This window comes from Streptomyces sp. NPDC048258 (genome assembly GCF_043201995.1).
GTDB lineage: Bacteria > Actinomycetota > Actinomycetes > Streptomycetales > Streptomycetaceae > Streptomyces.
The window spans coordinates 369,449-387,310 of record NZ_JBICZH010000004.1; the positions used below are offsets into that span (position 1 = coordinate 369,449).

A 17,862-nucleotide genomic window follows, 5' to 3' on the forward strand; every position below is an offset into this window, starting at 1 on the left:
CCCCATGGATCCAGCGACGTCGGCCCCGGTGGAAGACCCTCCGATCCACATCCTCTGGATCAACGCGGGACTCAGCTGCGACGGCGACTCCGTCTCCCTGACAGCGGCCATGCAGCCCAGCATCGAAGAGATCGTGACGGGCACACTGCCCGGGCTGCCCAAGATCGCCGTGCACTGGCCCCTGATCGACTTCGAATGCGGCCCCGTCGGCGGCGCGGACACCTTCATCGAGTGGTTCTTCAAGGGGGAGCGAGGCGAGATCGACCCGTTCGTGCTGGTCGTCGAGGGCTCGATCCCCAACGAGAAGATCAAGGCCGAGGGTTACTGGTGCGGCTTCGGCGACGACCCGGAGACCGGCCAGCCCATCACCACCAGCGAGTGGATCGACCGGCTCGCCCCCAAGGCCCTCGCCGTCGTCGCCATCGGCACCTGCGCCACGTACGGCGGCATCCACGCCATGGAGGGCAACCCCACCGGCGCCATGGGCGTGCCCGACTACCTGGGCTGGAACTGGACCTCCAAGGCCGGCATCCCGATCGTGTGCGTGCCGGGCTGCCCGATCCAGCCGGACAACTTCTCCGAGACCCTGACCTACCTGCTCTACCAGGCCGCGGGCTCGGCCCCGATGATCCCGCTCGACGACAAGCTGCGCCCGACCTGGCTGTTCGGCGCCACCGTCCACGAGGGCTGCGACCGCGCCGGCTACTACGAGCAGGGCCAGTTCGCCGAGACCTACGACTCACCCACGTGCCTGGTCAAACTCGGCTGCTGGGGTCCCGTCGTCAAGTGCAACGTCCCCAAGCGCGGCTGGATGAACGGCATCGGCGGCTGCCCCAACGTCGGCGGCATCTGCATCGCCTGCACCATGCCGGGCTTCCCCGACAAGTTCATGCCGTTCATGGACGAACCCCCCGGCGCCAAGGTGTCGAGCAAGGCGAGCGGTGCGTACGGGGCCGTCGTCCGCAGGCTCCGCTCGATCACCGCGCACACCGTGGACCAGGAGCCGAAGTGGCGCCGCACCGGCGAGAAGCTGACGACGGGCTACCGCCCGCCCTGGTGACCGCCCAGGTCCTCCCCCCCGCTGACGAACTCCGCACAGAAGAAGGGTCACGGCAGACACGATGGCACCGAAGACGAAGGCGGCCGGTGACGGCAGCGGCCTGGTGGAGATGGCCTGGGATCCGATCACCCGGATCGTGGGCAGCCTAGGCATCCACACGAAGATCGACTTCAAGCAGAAGCGGGTCGCGGAGTGCTACAGCACCTCGTCCGTCTTCCGCGGCTACAGCGTCTTCATGCGCGGCAAGGACCCCCGCGACGCGCACTTCATCACCAGCCGCATCTGCGGGATCTGCGGCGACAACCACGCCACCTGCTCCGTGTACACGCAGAACATGGCCTACGGGGTGAAGCCGCCGCACCTCGCCGAGTGGATCATCAACCTCGGCGAGTCGGCGGAGTACATGTTCGACCACAACATCTTCCAGGAGAACCTGGTCGGGGTCGACTACTGCGAGAAGATGGTCCGCGAGACCAACCCCGGAGTCCTGGAGCTGGCCGAGCGCACCGAGGCCCCGCACGCCGGCGACCACGGCTACAAGACCATCGCCGACATCATGCGCTCCCTCAACCCCATCGAGGGCGAGTTCTACCGCGAGGCCCTCCAGGTCAGCCGCTACACCCGGGAGATGTTCTGCCTGATGGAGGGCCGCCACGTGCACCCCTCCACCCTCTACCCGGGCGGCGTCGGCACCATCGCCTCCGTTCAGCTCTTCACCGACTACATGAGCCGCCTCATGCGGTACGTGGAGTTCATGAAGCGGGTCGTCCCGCTCCACGACGACCTCTTCGACTTCTTCTACGAGGCCCTGCCCGGGTACGAGGAGGTCGGCCGGCGTCGCGTGCTGCTCGGCTGCTGGGGCGCGCTCAACGACCCCGAGTACTGCGACTTCACGTACGCCAACATGTCCGACTGGGGCCGGAAGATGTTCGTCACCCCGGGTGTGATCGTCGACGGCAAGCTGGTCACCAACGACCTCACCGAGATCAACCTCGGCATCCGCATCCTGCTCGGCAGCTCGTACTACGACGACTGGGCGGGCCAGGAACAGTTCGTCACGCACGACCCGCTCGGGAACCCGGTGGACCCCCGCCACCCGTGGAACCAGCACACCATTCCCGCCCCGCAGAAGCGGAACTTCGACGACAAGTACAGCTGGGTGATGTCGCCCCGCTGGTTCGACGGCAAGGACCACCTCGCCCTCGACACCGGCGGCGGCCCCATCGCCCGCCTGTGGTCCACGGCCCTGTCCGGGCTCGTCGACGTCGGCTACGTCCAGGCCACCGGGCACAGCGTCGTCATCAACCTGCCGAAGACGATGACCAAGCCCGAGACGCGCTTCGAGTGGAAGATCCCTAAGTGGAGCAACGCGCTGGAGCGCAACCGCGCCCGCACGTACTTCCAGGCCTACGCCGCCGCCATCGCCCTGCACTGCGCCGAGAAGGGGCTGGCCGAGGTCCGCGCCGGACGCACCCAGACCTGGGAGAAGTTCGAGGTGCCCGACGAGTCCATCGGCGTCGGCTTCACGGAGGCCGTACGGGGCGTGCTCTCGCACCACATGGTGATCCGCGACGGCAAGATCGCCAACTACCACCCCTACCCGCCGACCCCGTGGAACGCCAGCACCCGCGACACCTTCGGCACGCCCGGGCCGTACGAGGACGCCGTCCAGAACACCCCGATCTTCGAGGAGAACACCCCGGAGAACTTCAAGGGGATCGACATCATGCGCGCCGTGCGCAGCTTCGACCCCTGCCTGCCGTGCGGAGTCCACATGTACGTGGGCGGCGGCAAGACGGTGAAGTCGATGCACGTGCCCACCGGCCTGAGCGGACTGGGCGGATGAGCGCGGCCGTCGATGCCCGCCGGGCCGGGCAGCGGGTCGAGGAGGTGCTCGACCGGCTGGACGCCACCGGCGACCCGGCGGCCCGCGCGGCCGCCGAGGAACTGGTCCGCGTACTCATGGACTTCTACGGCGCCGGCCTCGCCCGGATCGTCGAGCGGCTCGGCGGCGGCCCGCTCACCGAGGTGCTGGACGACGAGCTGGTGGCGAGCCTGCTCTCGCTGCACGATCTGCACCCCGAAGACGTCCACACGCGGATCGCCCGCGCCCTGGACGCCGCGGACGACCCCGTGGAACTGCTCGGCTTCGACGAGACCTCCGGCGTGCTGAAGCTGCGTCCCCGGGCCGCCGCCACCGGCTGCGGCTGCGGCGGCAGCGGCCCGGACACCGTCCGGCGGACGCTGGAGGACGCCCTCGTCTGCTTCGCCCCGGAGGTGACCGAGGTGGAGATGGAGCCCGCCGCGGCCCCCGGGCCGCCCCTGCTCCAGATCGGCGTCCGGCCGCACACCCCGGTCCGGGTGCCGTGACGGGGCCCGGCGCCGCGACGGACCTGCGGCGCGGCCTGCACCGGTTCACCGGCCCCCGTCCGCCCCGGCAGGAGCGCTGCGGACTGTGCGCGGTGGCGGTGCCCGAGGACGGCCACCGCCACCTGGTGGAGACCGAGCAGCGCACGCTGGTCTGCGCGTGCACGGCCTGCGCCCTGCTGTTCGACCGGCCGGGCGCGGCCACCGGGCGGTACCGGGCCGTCCCGGACCGCTACCTCGCCGACCCCGGCCACCGGCTCGACGAGGGCGCCTGGGAACGGCTCCAGATCCCGGTCTCCGTGGCGTTCTTCTTCCGCAACGCCGCCCTCGACCGGCTGGTCGCCCTCTACCCGAGCCCGGCCGGAGCCACCGAGAGCGAACTCGACCCCGCGACCTGGGAATCCGTACTGGGCGCGAGCAGGCTGTCCGCGCTGCTCGAACCCGACGTGGAGGCGTTGCTGCTGCGCCGCTCGGCGGGACGCACCACGTGCCATCTGGTGCCGATCGACATCTGCTACGAACTGGTGGGGCGGATGCGGCTGCTGTGGCAGGGCTTCGACGGCGGCGCCGAGGCCCGGGCGGCGCTGGACACCTTCTTCGAGCAGGTGGAGCGGCGGGCCCGGGTCGTGGCGGAGGAAGGGGTCCGATGACGGACTTCACCTTCACCTGCACCGGCGTGCGCGCCGACGCCTACGCGGCCGCTCCCACCCTCGTCTTCCGGCTGCGGATCACCGCCGCCGGTGACACCCGGGTGCACGCCCTCGCGCTGCGCTGCCAGATCCGCATCGAACCGGCCCGCCGGAGCTACGGCCCCGAGGAGGCCGAAGGCCTCGCCGACCTGTTCGGCGAGCGCGGCCGGTGGGGCACCACCCTCCAGCCCGTGCAGTTCGCGCAGGTCGCCCTCATGGTGCCCGGCTTCACCGGGGAGACCGAGACGGACCTGGTCGTGCCCTGCACCTACGACATGGACATCGCGGCGACCCGGTACTTCAACGCCCTGGAGGACGGGGAGGCGCCGCTGCTGATGCTGTTCTCGGGCACCGCCTTCACCGGCGCCGGCGGCTTCCGCGTCGAACCCGTGCCCTGGGACCGCGAAGCCTCGTACCGGATGCCCGTGACCGTCTGGCGCGACATGGTCGAGCAGCACTTTCCGGGCTGCGGCTGGCTGCGGCTGCCCCGCGACACCATGGCCGAACTGCTGGCCTTCCGCTCGCGGCACGCCCTCGCCTCCTGGGAGTCGACCGTACGGGCCCTGCTCGACGCCGCTGCCCCCGCGCGGCCCGCGCCGCCGCCCGTCCGGATCGGGTCCGTACCGCCCCGCGTCACCGAGAGGACCGCGACATGACCACGACGGCCGCGGCGGACTCCCGCTTCGCCACCGCCCGGCAGGTGGCCGACGCCGTCCTCTTCGAGGGGTACGTGCTCTACCCGTACCGGGCCTCGGCCGCCAAGAACCGGCTGCGCTGGCAGTTCGGCGTACTGGTGCCGCCCGCGTGGGGACCGGCCCACGACGAGCACGCGCACCAGCAGACCGAGATCCTGATGGAACCCAGGGGCGAGGCCAACCTCGCCGTCGAGCTGCGCTTCCTGCACGCCCGGCGGCGCACCGTCCAGCAGGCCCGGGACGACGGCACCTTCACGGAGGTCGCCGAACTCCACCTGGACGACCGGGTCCTCGTCCCCTGGGACGAGGGCACCGAGGAGCGCGTCGAACTCTCCGCGGCCACGGCCGAACTGGCGGGCGAGGGCCTCACCCTCCCCTTCCGCCGCCCCGCCCGCGAGGACACCGAGACCGTCCTCGACGACCGGGGCCGCGCCGTCGGCCGCCTGGTGCGGCGCACCGAGGAGATCGTCGGCGTCGTGCGGCTGCGGGCCGCCGAAGTGCCCGGCCCCTACCGGGTGTTCAAGCTCACCGCGGTCGTGGAGAACGCCAGCCCCTGGACGCCCGAACCCGGGTCGGACGACCGCGACGCGGCCCTGCCCCGCTCCCTGGTCGCCGCCCACCTGCTGCTCGGCCTCGACTCCGGGTCCTTCCTGTCCATGACCGATCCGCCCGAGTGGGCCAAGGGGGCGGTCGCCTCTTGCGTCAACCGCCACACCTGGCCCGTACTGGCCGGCGAACCGGGCCGCGCCGACGTGGTCCTGTCCTCCCCGATCATCCTGGAGGACCACCCGGCCATCGCCCCGGAGAGCGCCGGCGCGATGTACGACGCCACCGAGATCGACGAGATCCTCGCCCTGCGCACGGCCGCCCTGACCGACGAGGAGAAGCGCGAGGCGCGCGGTACGGACGCCCGCGCCGCCGCCGTGATCGACCTGGCCGACTCCATGCCGCCCGAGGTGCTGGAGCGGCTGCACGGGGCGGTCCGGGCCCTGCGGGAGATCACCGACCCGGGCGCGGCGCCCCCCGACGTCCCCGAACTCATCACGGAACTCCCGGACGATGACGCGGTGTTCAGACCCGACACGCCCTGGTGGGATCCGGCCCGGGACGACACCGCCGACCCGGCCCGCGACCGGATCGCGATCGACGGCACCTCGGTGGGTGTGGGCAGCCGTGTCCTGCTCCGCCCGGGCCTGCGCCGCACCGACGCCCAGGACCTGTTCCTCCAGGGCATGGCCGCACGGGTCGAGGCGGTCCTGCACGACGTCGACGGGGGAGTGCACCTCGCCGTCACCGTCGAGGACGACCCGGGCGCGGACATCCGCCGGGAGCAGGGCAGGTTCCTCTACTTCCAGCCCGACGAGCTGACCCCCCTGGAGGACGCGTGAGCGGCAGGACGCTGGTCGCCGGCATCGGCAACGTCTTCCTCGGCGACGACGGCTTCGGCGTCGAGGCCGTGCGCGGCCTGTCCGCGCATCCGCTCCCGGACCACGTCGAGGTGGTCGACTTCGGCGTACGCGGGGTCCATCTCGCCTACCAGCTCCTCGACGGCTACGACACGCTCGTCCTGGTCGACGCCACCGCCCGCGGCGGCGATCCCGGCACGCTCTACCTCATCGAGGCCGACGCCGAGGGCCCGGCCCCGCCGGGCGGCGCCGTCCTCGACGGCCACCACATGACCCCGGACGCGGTCCTCGCGCTGCTGGACACCCTGTGCGCCGGCACCGGAAGCACCCCGCCCCGGCGGACGCTCGTCATCGGCTGCGAACCCGCCTCGATCGAGGAGGGCATCGGCCTGAGCCCACCCGTGGCCGCCGCGGTGCCGCGGGCCGTCCGGATGGTCCTGGAGCTGTTCGGGGCCGGGGCCGGGGCCGGGACCGAGATCCGGAGCGGGACCGAGACCCGGACCGAGACCGTGGCCCCGACCGGAGCCCCGAACGGATCCGAAGCCGCCATGCCTTCCCGAGAACTGAGGAGAACCCCGTGAAGAAGGCCGTCATCGGCGGGGCGACCGCCGCCGTCCTGGTCGTCGTACTGACGCAGATCCTCCCCGACATCAGGCGCTACCTGCGCATGGTCCGGATGTGAGGTCACGCCCGCCCCGGCGCCCGAATGGCGTACGGGGCGTGGCGCGCGTCGGCGTGCCCGACCGCACCGTCCCCGTCCTGCCGGTGTAATGAGCCCCGGCAGGACGGAGTCCTATGCACGAGATGTCGATCGCCGCGGCCGTCATCGGCCAGGTGGAAGAGGCGGCCCGGGCCGGTGGCGCGAGCGCCGTCACCACGGTCCGGCTCCAGGTCGGTGAGTTGGCCGGAGTGGTTCCCGACGCGCTGGCCTTCTGCTTCGAACTGGCCTGCGCCGGAACGGTACTCGAAGGCGCCGGACTCGTCACCGAGACCGTCGCGGCCCGCGCCCGCTGCGGCGCGTGCGCACACGAATGGCCGACCGGCATGCCGCCCGAACTGTGCTGCCCCGGCTGCGCGCGGGCCACGGACGTGGAACTGCTCTCCGGCCGTGAGCTGCAGATCGTGAGCGTGGACTGGGAGGACGGCCCGCCCGGCCCCGCCCGCGCCCGTACCCGCGAACCGATCTCCGAGGAGGCCTGACCCATGTGCCGAGTGGTCGATCTACGGCAGGCGGTGCTCGCCAAGAACGACGAGGCGGCCCACACCCTGCGCGTCGGACTCACCGCACGCGGAACCGCGGTCGTCAACCTGCTCTCCAGCCCGGGCAGCGGGAAGACCGCGCTGCTGGAGCGCGAACTGCTGCTCGCCCGGGAGCGGGGTGTGCCGGTCGCCGCACTGACCGCCGACCTCGCCACCGAGAACGACGCGGTGCGGCTGGCCCGTTCCGGCGTACCGGTCAAGCAGGTGCTGACCGACGGGCTGTGCCACCTGGAGGCGGGGATGCTCGGCCGGCACCTGGACGGGTGGCTGCCCGAGGACACCCGGATCCTCTTCGTGGAGAACGTGGGCAACCTCGTCTGCCCGGCCTCCTACGACCTCGGCGAGTCCCTGCGCGTGGTCCTCGCCTCGGTCACCGAGGGCGAGGACAAGCCGCTGAAGTATCCGACCGCCTTCGGGCTGGCCCAGCTGGTGGTGGTGACCAAGACCGACATCGCGGAGGCCGTCGAGTTCGACGAGGCGGCCTTCCGCGCGAACGTCCAGCGCGTCAACCCCGGTGTGGAGGTGGCGCTGACGTCCGCCCGCGCGGGCGAGGGCTTGGGCGTGCTGCTCGACCGGGCGCTGGCGGTCGGCGCGGGAGCCGCGGCGCACACGCCGGTCATGGCGCGCGCTCGGCACGTACACCCGCACGAGCACGGGCACGGGCACGGGCACGGACACGGTCACGATCACGATCACGGCGACGGTCACGATCACGGCGACGGTCACGCGCACCAGCACGGGACACCACAGCCCGTGGTGCAGACCCGCTGATGGAAGCCGTCCAGCGCCGCCGGGTCACCGTGCGGGGCGTGGTCCAGGGCGTCGGCTTCCGCCCGTACGTGTACACCCGCGCCACCGGACTCGGCCTCGCCGGGCACGTCACCAACACCCCGGACGGCGTCGTCGCGGAGGTCGAGGGCGCGACGGCGGCGGTCTCGGCGTTCTGCGAGCGGCTCGCGGCGGACGCGCCCCCGCTGGCCGTGGTGGACGCCGTCGAGCACTGCGAGGTGCCCGTCGCCGGCGGCGCCGGGTTCACCATCGTCGCCTCCCGGAGCGGCGGCCCCGCCCGCACGCTGGTCTCCCCGGACGTGGCCACCTGCGCGGACTGCCTCGCCGAGCTCGCCGATCCGGCCGACCGCCGCCACCGCCACCCCTTCATCACCTGCACGCACTGCGGGCCGCGCTTCACCATCGTCACCGGGCTGCCCTACGACCGCGCCCACACCACCATGGCCGGCTTCCCGATGTGCCCCGACTGCGCCCGCGAGTACGCCGACCCCGCCGACCGCCGCTTCCACGCCCAGCCGGTCGCCTGCCCGGCCTGCGGGCCCCGGCTGCGACTCCTGGCCGGACACCCGCCCCGCGAGGTGACCGGGGCCGACCCGGTCGCCGGGGCCCGCCGGCTGCTGGCCGACGGGGCGATCCTCGCGGTGAAGGGACTCGGCGGCTACCACCTGGCTTGCGACGCCACCCACCCCCGCGCCGTGGCGGAACTGCGCCGCCGCAAGGACCGCGGGGACAAGCCGTTCGCGCTCATGGCCCGGGAGCTCGCCGACATCGAGCCGCTCGTCCACATCGGTCCCGAGGAACGGGCCCTGCTCACCGGCGCGGTCCGGCCGATCGTGCTGCTGCGCCGGCGCGCCGAAGCCGCCGGCCTGCGCTCGCCGGACGTGCCGGCCGACGGGGTGGCCGACGGGGTGGCCCCGCGCTGCCCCGACCTCGGCGCGATGCTCCCGTACACCCCCGTGCACCACCTGCTGCTCGGCCTGCCCGGCGATCCGCCGGGCCCCCGCCTGCTCGTCATGACCAGCGGAAACCTCTCCGGAGAGCCCATCGTCACCGACGACGACGAGGCCCTGGACCGGCTCGCCCGGCTGGCCGACGCCTGGCTCACGCACGACCGCCCGATCCATGTGCCGTGCGACGACTCGGTCGTGCGCGTCTGTGACGGCGAGCCCCTGACCGTACGACGCTCCCGTGGCCACGCCCCGCTGCCCGTGCCGCTCCCGCTGCCGGTCCCGGCCGTCCTCGCCGCCGGGGGAGACCTGAAGAACACCTTCTGCCTCGGCGAAGGACGCCGGGCCTGGCTGTCCGCGCACATCGGCGACATGGACGACCTCGCCACCCAGTACGCCTTCGAACGGGCCGAGCGGCAGCTGGAGTCCATCACCGGCGTCACGCCCGCCCTGCTCGCCGCCGACCGGCACCCCGGCTACCGCTCCGGCCGGTGGGCCCGGCACGCCGCCGCCGGGCGGCCGCTCGTCCGCGTCCAGCACCACCACGCGCACATCGCCTCCGCGATGGCCGAACACGGCCTGGACGGCGGCCGGAAGGTCATCGGCGTGGCCTTCGACGGCACCGGCTACGGCGACGACGGCGCGGTCTGGGGCGGCGAGTTCCTGCTGGCCGACTACGCCGGGTACACGCGTTTCGCCCACCTCGCCTACGTCCCCCTGCCGGGCGGCGACGCCGCCGTGCACCGCCCGTACCGCATGGCCCTGTCCCATCTGCGCGCCGCGGGCATCGACTGGACACCGGGCCTGCCCTGCGTCGCCGCCTGCCCGCCCGACGAACTGAACGTCCTGCGCGCCCAGTTGGAGCGCGACCTGAACTGCGCGCCCACCTCCAGCATGGGCCGCCTCTTCGACGCCGTCTCCTCCCTGGCGGGTGTGTGCCACCGCTCCGGCTACGAGGCGCAGGCCGCGATCGAGCTGGAGTCCGCGGCGCTCACCGCCTCCGCCGCCCACGTCGCCCCAGCCGGATCCGCGTACGCCTTCGGCCTGCGCGAGCCCGCGGACGGCGCCGCGCACCCGGTCACCGCCGACCCGGCCCCCGTGCTCGCCGCGGTCGTGGCCGACGTACGGGCGGGCGCGCCCGCCGCGCTCATCGCCCACCGCTTCCACGCCTCCGTGGCCGCCCTGGTCGGCGCGCTCTGCGGACTCGCCCGCGAACGGCACGGCCTGGACACCGTCGCCCTCAGCGGCGGCGTCTTCGCCAACACCCTGCTCTCCTCGGCGTGCGCCCGCACCCTGCGCGAGCGGGGTTTCACCGTCCTGCGGCACACCCGCGTCCCGCCGAACGACGGCGGACTGTCCCTCGGCCAGCTCATGGTGGCGGCAGCGGTCCACGCCACGGAACACCACCCCTAGCGAAGGAGAAGCCCATGTGCCTGGCGGTACCCGGCAGAGTGCTCGACATCGGGGAGAGGGACGGCACCCGCATGGCGACCGTCGATTTCGGCGGCGTGCAGAAGGAGGTCTGCCTGGAGTACCTGCCGGACCTCCAGGTCGGCGAGTACGCCATCGTCCACGTGGGGTTCGCCCTCCAGCGCCTCGACGAGGAGTCGGCCAAGCAGACCCTCGAACTCTTCGCCCAACTCGGCATGCTCCAGGAGGAGTTCGGAGACCCCTGGGAGGCGGCCGCAGCGGCCGGAGGCGCGCCCTGGCCCTTCGCCGACGACCCGGACGACCCGGACGACCCGGACGACCCGGACGACCCGGACGGTCCGGCCGGAGCGGACGGAGCGGACGGAGCGGTCGGAGCGGCACCGCACGAGGAAGTCCGGCAGGAGGAGATCCGGAAGTGAAGTACATCGACGAGTTCCAGGACCCCGAGCTCGCCCGCCGGCTGCTCGACGACATCCACGCCACCGTGACCCGCCCCTGGGCCCTGATGGAGGTCTGCGGCGGCCAGACGCACACCATCATCCGGCACGGCATCGACCAGCTGCTCCCGGATCAGGTGGAGTTGATCCACGGCCCGGGCTGCCCGGTGTGCGTCACGCCGCTGGAGGTCATCGACAAGGCCCTGGAGATCGCCTCCCGGCCGGACGTGATCTTCTGCTCCTTCGGCGACATGCTGCGCGTCCCCGGCACCGGCCGCGACCTCTTCCAGGTGCGGAGCGAGGGAGGCGACGTACGGGTCGTCTACTCCCCGCTCGACGCGCTCAAGATCGCGCGGGACAATCCGGGGCGCGAGGTGGTGTTCTTCGGCATCGGCTTCGAGACCACCGCGCCGCCCAACGCCATGACGGTTCACCAGGCGAAGAAGCTGGGCATCCGCAACTTCAGCCTGCTGGTCTCGCACGTTCGCGTCCCCCCGGCCATCGAGGCGATCATGCGGTCGCCGAGCTGCCGGGTCCAGGGCTTCCTCGCGGCCGGCCACGTGTGCAGCGTGATGGGCATGGGGGAGTACCCCGAGCTGGCGGCCCGCCACCGCGTCCCGATCGTCGTGACCGGCTTCGAGCCGCTGGACATCCTCGAAGGCGTACGCCGGGCCGTACGGCAGCTGGAGCGCGGCGAGCACACCGTCGACAACGCCTACGCGCGCGCCGTGCGTCCGGAGGGGAACCCCGCCGCCCTCGCCATGCTGGAGGACGTCTTCGAGGTCACCGACCGTGCCTGGCGCGGCATCGGCGTCATCCCGGACAGCGGGTGGCGGCTGTCGGCCCGCTACCGGGAGTACGACGCCGAGCACCGCTTCTCGGTGACCGGGATCAACACCCTGGAGCCGGCCGAGTGCCGCAGCGGCGAAGTGCTCCAGGGGCTGCTCAAGCCGCACGAGTGCGAGGCCTTCGGCACGGTGTGCACCCCGCGCAGCCCGCTCGGCGCCACGATGGTCTCCAGCGAGGGCGCGTGCGCCGCGTACTACCTGTACCGCCGGCTGGAGCTCACTCCCGCCCCGACCGCCGTATCGCCGGAGGCGAGCCCCGTTGCCTGAAACCGTGCTGCCTGAGACCGTGCTGCCTGAGACCGTGCTGCCTGGAACCGTGCTGCCTGAGACCACACAGCCTGCGACCACACAGGCCGGGACCGCACTCGACATCACCGGCTGGACCTGCCCGGCCCCCCTGCGCGACCGGCCCCGCGTGGTGATGGGCCACGGCGGCGGCGGCGCGCTCTCGGCCGAACTCGTCGAGCACCTCTTCGCCCCCGCCTTCGGCGGCGAGGTACTGGCCCAGCTCGGGGACTCCGCCGCCCTCTCGCTGGGCGGAGTCCGGCTGGCCTTCTCCACCGACTCCTACGTCGTGCGGCCGCTGTTCTTCCCCGGCGGCAGCATCGGCGATCTGGCGGTCAACGGCACGGTCAACGACCTGGCCATGAGCGGGGCCCAAGCCGCCTACCTGTCCTGCGGGTTCATCCTCGAAGAGGGCGTCGAGGTCTCCGTCGTCGCGCGGGTGGCCGAAGCCCTCGGCGCCGCCGCGCGCGCCGCCGGGGTGGAGGTGGCGACCGGCGACACCAAGGTCGTCGAGGCGGGCCACGGCGACGGGGTGTACATCAACACGGCGGGCATCGGGCTGATCCCCGAGGGCGTGGACCTGCGGCCGCAGCGCGTCGTCCCCGGCGACGTCGTGATCGTCAGCGGCGAGATCGGCCTCCACGGGGTGGCGATCATGAGCGTCCGGGAGGGCCTGGAGTTCGGCGTCGACATCGAGAGCGACTGCGCGGCCCTGGGTGGTCTCGTACGGACCATGCTCGCCGTCACCCCGGACCTGCACGTCCTGCGCGACCCCACCCGCGGCGGTCTGGCGGCCTCCCTCAACGAGATCGCGGCCGCGTCCGGCACCGGCGTCGTCATCCACGAGGGCCGCGTCCCGGTCCCCGCCGCCGTGGGCAACGCCTGCGCGATCCTCGGCCTCGACCCGCTCTACGTGGCCAACGAGGGCAAGCTGGTGGCCTTCGTCCCGCGCGAACACGCCGACGCGGTCCTCGACGCCATGCGCGCGCACCCGCTGGGCCGGCGCGCGGCGGTGATCGGCGAGGTGGTCGGCGCCCACCCCGGCATGGTCGTGGCCCGCACGGGCCTCGGCGGCACCCGGGTGGTGGACCTGCCGATCGGGGAGCAACTGCCGCGCATCTGCTGAGGCGGTCCGGCACAAGCGGGAAATACCGGAAACCGGTCGGCCGGGACGCGGGGCGCGCCGCGGGAGATGATGGAAGCCGAGAGCCGCTTCGGCGAGGGCCGACCCGAGCGCGGAGGAGGTGTGCGTGCCATGACGGAGCACGACGGCGGTCCGTCGGCGCGGAATCTGGAGGAAGGCCGGCTGCTCAAGGAGCTGGAGGCCATCCACCGCACGCGTCACGAGACCCTGCTGCACGGGTCGGACGATGCCCTGGTCACCCACACGCAGCGGATGAACGAGCTGGAGCGCGAGTACGTACGCCGCCACCCGCAGCGGGCCCAGACCGCCGGCCGCACCCGCTCGGGCGCCCGGGCCCGCACCGCCGGCGAGTAGGGCCGGGCGGAAACGCGGGCCGGGCGTCAGTCCTTGCTGGTGTAGCGGCTGCGTGCCCACAACGGCAGGACGAACCAGCACAGCAGGTACCAGGCCAGCACACCGGCCACCAGCCACGGAACGACGGTGTTGTCCGTGGCCACCGTCAGGACCAGATAGAGCGCGGCGGTCAGGGTGGCCAGCAGCAGGACGATGCCCGTGAAGGTGAGGCGTGAGGCCCAGACGACGGCCTGGGGCTTCATGCGGCGGCCCGAGACGATGCGGTGGAAGGCGACCGGCCCGATGAGCGCGCCGGTCGCCAGGGACCCGAGGACGACGGTGACGATGTAGACCGTCTTGTCGCTCTGGGCCAGGCCCTGGAAGTGCGGGGTGAAGACCACCGTCAGGAGGAAGCCGAAGAGGATCTGCACACCGGTCTGGGCGACCCGGATCTCCTGCACCAGCTCCTGCCACCGCCGGTCCGCGCGTTCCTCTTCGGTCTCGTTCCTGCCGTCGCCCCGTTCGGCGCCCTTGCCGTCGTCGCGCATGCGGTCTCCCGATGGGTGTGCCCGCCTGGGTGCCTACCCGGGTGGGGCGCACACATGCCGTGCGGGTCCGGCCCGCTCCGCGATTGCTACCGGGCCATGGGTGGGTCAAGTTTGCCTCGGGTGAGACAATTTTGTATCGTTCGAGGCGAAGGAGGCTCATCATCGTGCACGAGAACGAACTGCTGGACAGCGCTGCGCGCGTCCTCGCCGGAGACCACAGCGCCTCCATGGTGCAGATCGCCGCCGGGATCGGGACCAGCCGCGCCACGCTCAGCCGCCGCTACGCGACCCGCGAGACCCTGCTGAAAGCCGTCGCGGTACGGGCGATCCAGGTGGTCGACGAGTGTCTGACCCCGGTCGACCTGCCGGAGACCGCCGACGGGGCCGCCTTCGACGCCGCGCTGGAGGAACTGGTCCTCGCCCTGATGCCGGCCGCGCACCTGTACGGCTTCACCTCGCGGGACGCCACCGTGCTCGCCGACCCCGAGTTCCGGGCCGGTGTCGACCGGCAGGACCGGCGGGCACTGGCCTTCCTCGCGCTCGGCCAGCGGCTCGGACGGCTGCGCACCGACCTGCCGCCGTACTGGATCTGGTACTCGCTCTGGGGTCTGCTCGACGCGGCCGCCGAGGGCGTCCGCGACGGGCACCTCGCCCCCCGGCAGATCGGCCACCTGGTCCTGACGTCCTTCCTGAGCGGGACGCGGTTCACCGCGCCCCCGCACCCCGCGCAACCCTGATCGGAACCCCATGCACACCCCCTCGCAGGACCCCCGCCGGTGGATCGTCCTGGCGATCCTCTCCGGCAGCCTCCTGCTCATCTCCATGGACACCACGATCCTCAACGTGGCCTTCCCCTCGCTCGTCGGCGACCTCCAGCCGTCCGCCGTGCAGCAGCTGTGGATCATCGACGTCTACGCGCTGGCCCTGTCCGGCCTGCTGGTCACCGCCGGCGCGCTCGGTGACCGCTGGGGCCGCAAGCGGCTGCTCATGGCGGGCTTCGGCATCTTCGCGCTCGCCTCGCTCATAGCCGTCTTCTCCACCGAGGCCCGGCACGTCATCGCGGCCCGCGCCCTCCTCGGCGTCGGCGGCGCGGCCATCATGCCCGCCACCCTGTCGATCCTGCGCAGCGTCTTCACCGATGCCAAGGAACGCGCCTTCGCCCTCGCGGTCTGGGCGGCCGTCTTCGGCGGCGGCATGGCCTTCGGCCCGGTCGTCGGCGGACTGCTGGTCCAGGACTACGGCTGGCACTCCGCCTTCCTCCTCAACCTCCCCGTCGCCGCCCTGATCATCGCGGCCGGGCTGCGCTACCTCCCCGAATCGCGCGCCCCGCGCAGCAACGGCGCGTGGGACTGGTGGGGCGTCGGCCAGTCCGTCGTCGGCATGCTCGCCCTCGCCGGAGGCATCAAGCAGCTCGGCAAGAGCGGCGTCGGCGACCCGCTTCCCTGGGCGCTGCTCCTGCTCGGCGCCGTCGCGCTGACCGTCTTCGTGCGCCGCCAGCTGCGCGTGGACAATCCGCTGCTCCAGGTGCGGCTCTTCGCCAGGCCCGCCTTCAGCGTCGCGGCCACCGCGATCTTCCTGCCCATGGTGGGCATGGGCGCGATCCTGTTCCTGGTCACCCAGTGGTTCCAGTACGGCCAGGGCTACACCCCGCTGGAGGCCGGCCTGCGGCTGCTGCCCGCACCGCTCGCCCTGATCTGCGCCTCGATGGTGGCCCCCGCCCTGATGCAGCGCTTCGCGATCCGGCACGTGCTCGGCGCCGGTCTGGTCGTCCTGGCCGCGGGCATGGCCCTGCCCTGGACCCTCCAGCAGTTCACCGAACTCGGCTACCCCGCCTTCGCGGCGGCCCTGACCGTCATGGGCCTCGGCGCCGGCATGGCGACCACGGTCGCCTCGGTCACGCTGATCTCCGCGGCGCCCGCGGACGAGGTGTCCAGCGCCGCCGCCATCGAGGAGACCTGCTACGAACTCGGCTCGGCCATGGGCGTCGCCATCCTCGGCTCCACCGCGGCCGCGCTCTACCGGGGCAACCTGCCCGTCCTCGACCTGGACGGTCCGAGCGCCGCCGCGGTGCGGGACTCCGTCGGCGAGGCCGCGCACACCGCCGAACGGCTGGGCGGCGCCGTCGGCCAGGCGCTGATCGACACCGCCTCGCACGCCTACACCCTCGCGATCACCCCGGCGTTCCTCATGGCCGGCGGGCTCGCGGTCGCCGCTGCGGCGACGACCTGGGCGCTCATTCCGCGCGATCTCCAGCCGACCGAGAACCACTGACCCGGGCCGACCGGAACGCGGGTGCGACGGGCGCCGGGCCCAACGTGGTGGTGCCCGGCGCCGCCCGGTGGCCGAGGCCCGTGCGGTACGCGTCGAGGGCCGCCTCGGTCCGGCCGGTCCGGCGCAGCAGGTCGCCCAGCATCCGGCACAGATCGGCGAGATCTCCGGTGGCCCCGCTGCGCTCCAGCAGGGCCAGCGCCTGCACGTAGTGCTCCTCGGCGGATTCGGGCTCGCCGCGCTCCTCGGCCATCAGGCCGAGGAGCCGGTGCGCGCCGCCCGCGTGCACGGCGCCATGGCTGTCCCCCAGCTCCAGCAGCGCCGACAGCAGTTCCGCGGCTTCCTCGTACCGGCCGAGCCGGCGCAGTACGTCGGCCAGCTCCACCTCCACCTGGGCCGTGTACAGGGCCGCGCGCCGGGCGGAGAGCATCTCCCGGGCCGTACGCAACTCCCGCTCGGCCGAGTCGAGTTCGCCGTTCTGCGCCTGTACGTAGCCGCGCATCCAGTGGCAGTGCGCCAGGTCGGTCCGCAGTCGCAACTGCCCGTAGATCGCCTGGGCCTTGGCGAGGGAGGCGTCGGCGTCGGCCACCCGCCCCTCGGCGAGGAAGGTCCGCGCCACCTGCCGGTGCATCCCCGCCACCAGGGCCGGATCGCTGACCTGCGGAGCCAGCGCGAGGGCGAGCTCGGCCGCGTGGGCGGCGCGGGCGTGGGCGCCCATGTCGATGTACGGCCCGATCACCGCGGCGTAGAGCAGGACCAGCGCCTCGGGATCGGCCAGCCCGCTCGTGCTCAGCTCGTCGATGGTGGATTCCAGCAGGTAGCAGGCGTAGCGCAGCTCTCCGGCGAGCAGGTGGGCGACGGCGCGGCCGCGGATGGGGCGGGCGCGGCGGGGCAGCGGCTCATCGGCGAGCAGCCGCTCGGCCGCCTCGAAGTGGCGGATCGCATCGGGGAGTTCGCCGGATTCCAGGGCGCAGTCGCCCAGTCCGGTCAGCGCCTCCGCCTGCTCGGGGACCAGGGCGAGCTCTTCCGCTTCGGCGAGCAGCCGGCGGTAGCGGACGGCGGCCTCGTCGGCGGCGCCGGTCGCGAGCGTCTGCTGGGCCTCGGCGAGCCCCAGCCGCACCTCGGTGGCCAGGTGGGCGGGGCGACCGGTGGCCAGCTCCTCGTACGTGGTGCCCAGGCGTCCGGCGAGGTAGCGCAGCGCGGTCTCGGAGGGGCGGACCTTGCCCGACTCCAGCGTGGAGATGTAGGCGGGGGTGTAGTTGGGTTCCGCCAACTGTCTCTGGGTCAGGCCCAGTTCGCCGCGCATGCGCTGAACCCTGAGGCCGATACGGGCCGGTTCGTCCATGGAATCCCCC

Annotated in this window: 18 protein-coding genes and 1 pseudogene; 17 read left to right on the forward strand and 2 right to left on the reverse strand. The window is 72.9% G+C overall.

Features of this window, described 5'->3' with window-relative positions:
* Positions 1–4 precede the first annotated feature (4 nt).
* The 15 genes and pseudogenes from ACGFYQ_RS12325 (at position 5) to ACGFYQ_RS12395 (ending at position 13,712) form a co-directional block, all read left to right on the forward strand.
* A complete protein-coding gene (locus tag ACGFYQ_RS12325; protein ID WP_393742770.1) occupies positions 5–1,060 on the forward strand; it encodes a hydrogenase expression protein HypE in 1,056 nt (351 codons plus the stop codon).
* Positions 1,061–1,121: 61 nt separating this feature from the next.
* On the forward strand, positions 1,122–2,906 hold the full coding sequence (locus tag ACGFYQ_RS12330; protein ID WP_393742772.1) for a nickel-dependent hydrogenase large subunit: 1,785 nt from the start codon (positions 1,122–1,124) through the stop codon (positions 2,904–2,906).
* Positions 2,903–3,430 carry a hypothetical protein gene (locus ACGFYQ_RS12335; RefSeq protein ID WP_393742774.1) on the forward strand — a complete coding sequence of 176 codons (528 nt, stop codon included), beginning with the start codon at positions 2,903–2,905 and terminating at the stop codon, positions 3,428–3,430. The genes ACGFYQ_RS12330 and ACGFYQ_RS12335 overlap by 4 nt, the downstream gene beginning before the upstream one ends.
* Positions 3,427–4,077 carry a DUF5947 family protein gene (locus ACGFYQ_RS12340; RefSeq protein ID WP_393742776.1) on the forward strand — a complete coding sequence of 217 codons (651 nt, stop codon included), beginning with the start codon at positions 3,427–3,429 and terminating at the stop codon, positions 4,075–4,077. The genes ACGFYQ_RS12335 and ACGFYQ_RS12340 overlap by 4 nt, the downstream gene beginning before the upstream one ends.
* Entirely contained in the window at positions 4,074–4,772 is a 699-nt protein-coding gene (locus ACGFYQ_RS12345) for a DUF6084 family protein (protein WP_393742778.1), read from the forward strand. Before ACGFYQ_RS12340 ends, ACGFYQ_RS12345 begins: the two co-directional genes overlap by 4 nt.
* Complete coding sequence (locus tag ACGFYQ_RS12350; RefSeq protein ID WP_393742780.1) at positions 4,769–6,199, forward strand: hypothetical protein; 1,431 nt, start codon at positions 4,769–4,771, stop codon at positions 6,197–6,199. Before ACGFYQ_RS12345 ends, ACGFYQ_RS12350 begins: the two co-directional genes overlap by 4 nt.
* Positions 6,196–6,798, forward strand: a complete 603-nt coding sequence (locus ACGFYQ_RS12355) for a hydrogenase maturation protease (protein ID WP_393742782.1) — start codon at positions 6,196–6,198, stop codon at positions 6,796–6,798. Before ACGFYQ_RS12350 ends, ACGFYQ_RS12355 begins: the two co-directional genes overlap by 4 nt.
* Positions 6,795–6,899, forward strand: coding sequence for a DUF6893 family small protein (locus tag ACGFYQ_RS12360; protein ID WP_393742784.1), 105 nt, complete (start codon positions 6,795–6,797; stop codon positions 6,897–6,899). Before ACGFYQ_RS12355 ends, ACGFYQ_RS12360 begins: the two co-directional genes overlap by 4 nt.
* A 113-nt stretch (positions 6,900–7,012) precedes the next feature.
* Positions 7,013–7,417, forward strand: a complete 405-nt coding sequence (locus ACGFYQ_RS12365) for a hydrogenase maturation nickel metallochaperone HypA (protein ID WP_393742786.1) — start codon at positions 7,013–7,015, stop codon at positions 7,415–7,417.
* A gap of 3 nt (positions 7,418–7,420) precedes the next feature.
* Positions 7,421–8,248, forward strand: coding sequence for a hydrogenase nickel incorporation protein HypB (hypB, locus tag ACGFYQ_RS12370; protein ID WP_393742788.1), 828 nt, complete (start codon positions 7,421–7,423; stop codon positions 8,246–8,248).
* Positions 8,248–10,626, forward strand: a complete 2,379-nt coding sequence (hypF, locus tag ACGFYQ_RS12375) for a carbamoyltransferase HypF (RefSeq protein ID WP_393742790.1) — start codon at positions 8,248–8,250, stop codon at positions 10,624–10,626. Before hypB ends, hypF begins: the two co-directional genes overlap by 1 nt.
* A 14-nt stretch (positions 10,627–10,640) precedes the next feature.
* Positions 10,641–10,916, forward strand: a pseudogene (locus ACGFYQ_RS12380) (HypC/HybG/HupF family hydrogenase formation chaperone); the annotation flags it as partial.
* Positions 10,917–11,059: 143 nt separating this feature from the next.
* Positions 11,060–12,196: a hydrogenase formation protein HypD gene (hypD, locus tag ACGFYQ_RS12385; protein WP_393742792.1), complete on the forward strand. Its 1,137-nt coding sequence runs from the start codon at positions 11,060–11,062 to the stop codon at positions 12,194–12,196.
* 52 nt (positions 12,197–12,248) lie between these two features.
* Positions 12,249–13,340, forward strand: a complete 1,092-nt coding sequence (hypE, locus tag ACGFYQ_RS12390) for a hydrogenase expression/formation protein HypE (protein WP_393743275.1) — start codon at positions 12,249–12,251, stop codon at positions 13,338–13,340.
* Positions 13,341–13,469: 129 nt separating this feature from the next.
* The gene (locus tag ACGFYQ_RS12395; protein WP_393742794.1) at positions 13,470–13,712 is read left to right on the forward strand and encodes a DUF6158 family protein; all 243 of its coding nucleotides are present in this window, start codon (positions 13,470–13,472) and stop codon (positions 13,710–13,712) included.
* A gap of 26 nt (positions 13,713–13,738) precedes the next feature.
* Here ACGFYQ_RS12395 and ACGFYQ_RS12400 read toward each other — a convergent pair whose 3' ends face one another.
* A complete protein-coding gene (locus ACGFYQ_RS12400; protein ID WP_393742796.1) occupies positions 13,739–14,239 on the reverse strand; it encodes a DUF6328 family protein in 501 nt (166 codons plus the stop codon).
* Between the two features lie 164 nt (positions 14,240–14,403).
* On the opposite strand from ACGFYQ_RS12400, the gene ACGFYQ_RS12405 reads away from it, so the two are divergent.
* The gene (locus ACGFYQ_RS12405; protein WP_393742798.1) at positions 14,404–14,976 is read left to right on the forward strand and encodes a TetR/AcrR family transcriptional regulator; all 573 of its coding nucleotides are present in this window, start codon (positions 14,404–14,406) and stop codon (positions 14,974–14,976) included.
* A 10-nt stretch (positions 14,977–14,986) separates the two neighbouring features.
* Positions 14,987–16,510 carry an MFS transporter gene (locus ACGFYQ_RS12410; protein WP_393742800.1) on the forward strand — a complete coding sequence of 508 codons (1,524 nt, stop codon included), beginning with the start codon at positions 14,987–14,989 and terminating at the stop codon, positions 16,508–16,510.
* Here ACGFYQ_RS12410 and ACGFYQ_RS12415 read toward each other — a convergent pair.
* Entirely contained in the window at positions 16,473–17,852 is a 1,380-nt protein-coding gene (locus tag ACGFYQ_RS12415; RefSeq protein ID WP_393742802.1) for a tetratricopeptide repeat protein, read from the reverse strand. The genes ACGFYQ_RS12410 and ACGFYQ_RS12415 overlap by 38 nt on opposite strands.
* Between the last annotated feature and the right edge of the window lie 10 nt (positions 17,853–17,862).

Bases quoted from the DNA above. Each gene is read 5' to 3' on its own strand.
- ACGFYQ_RS12325 (WP_393742770.1), top strand. From the start codon at position 5: ATGGATCCAGCGACGTCGGCCCCGGTGGAAGACCCTCCGATCCACATC.
- ACGFYQ_RS12330 (WP_393742772.1), top strand. From the start codon at position 1,122: ATGGCACCGAAGACGAAGGCGGCCGGTGACGGCAGCGGCCTGGTGGAG.
- ACGFYQ_RS12335 (WP_393742774.1), top strand. From the start codon at position 2,903: ATGAGCGCGGCCGTCGATGCCCGCCGGGCCGGGCAGCGGGTCGAGGAG.
- ACGFYQ_RS12345 (WP_393742778.1), top strand. From the start codon at position 4,074: ATGACGGACTTCACCTTCACCTGCACCGGCGTGCGCGCCGACGCCTAC.
- ACGFYQ_RS12350 (WP_393742780.1), top strand. From the start codon at position 4,769: ATGACCACGACGGCCGCGGCGGACTCCCGCTTCGCCACCGCCCGGCAG.
- ACGFYQ_RS12365 (WP_393742786.1), top strand. From the start codon at position 7,013: ATGCACGAGATGTCGATCGCCGCGGCCGTCATCGGCCAGGTGGAAGAG.
- hypB (WP_393742788.1), top strand. From the start codon at position 7,421: ATGTGCCGAGTGGTCGATCTACGGCAGGCGGTGCTCGCCAAGAACGAC.
- hypF (WP_393742790.1), top strand. From the start codon at position 8,248: ATGGAAGCCGTCCAGCGCCGCCGGGTCACCGTGCGGGGCGTGGTCCAG.
- ACGFYQ_RS12395 (WP_393742794.1), top strand. From the start codon at position 13,470: ATGACGGAGCACGACGGCGGTCCGTCGGCGCGGAATCTGGAGGAAGGC.
- ACGFYQ_RS12400 (WP_393742796.1), bottom strand. From the start codon at position 14,239: ATGCGCGACGACGGCAAGGGCGCCGAACGGGGCGACGGCAGGAACGAG.
- ACGFYQ_RS12410 (WP_393742800.1), top strand. From the start codon at position 14,987: ATGCACACCCCCTCGCAGGACCCCCGCCGGTGGATCGTCCTGGCGATC.
- ACGFYQ_RS12415 (WP_393742802.1), bottom strand. From the start codon at position 17,852: ATGGACGAACCGGCCCGTATCGGCCTCAGGGTTCAGCGCATGCGCGGC.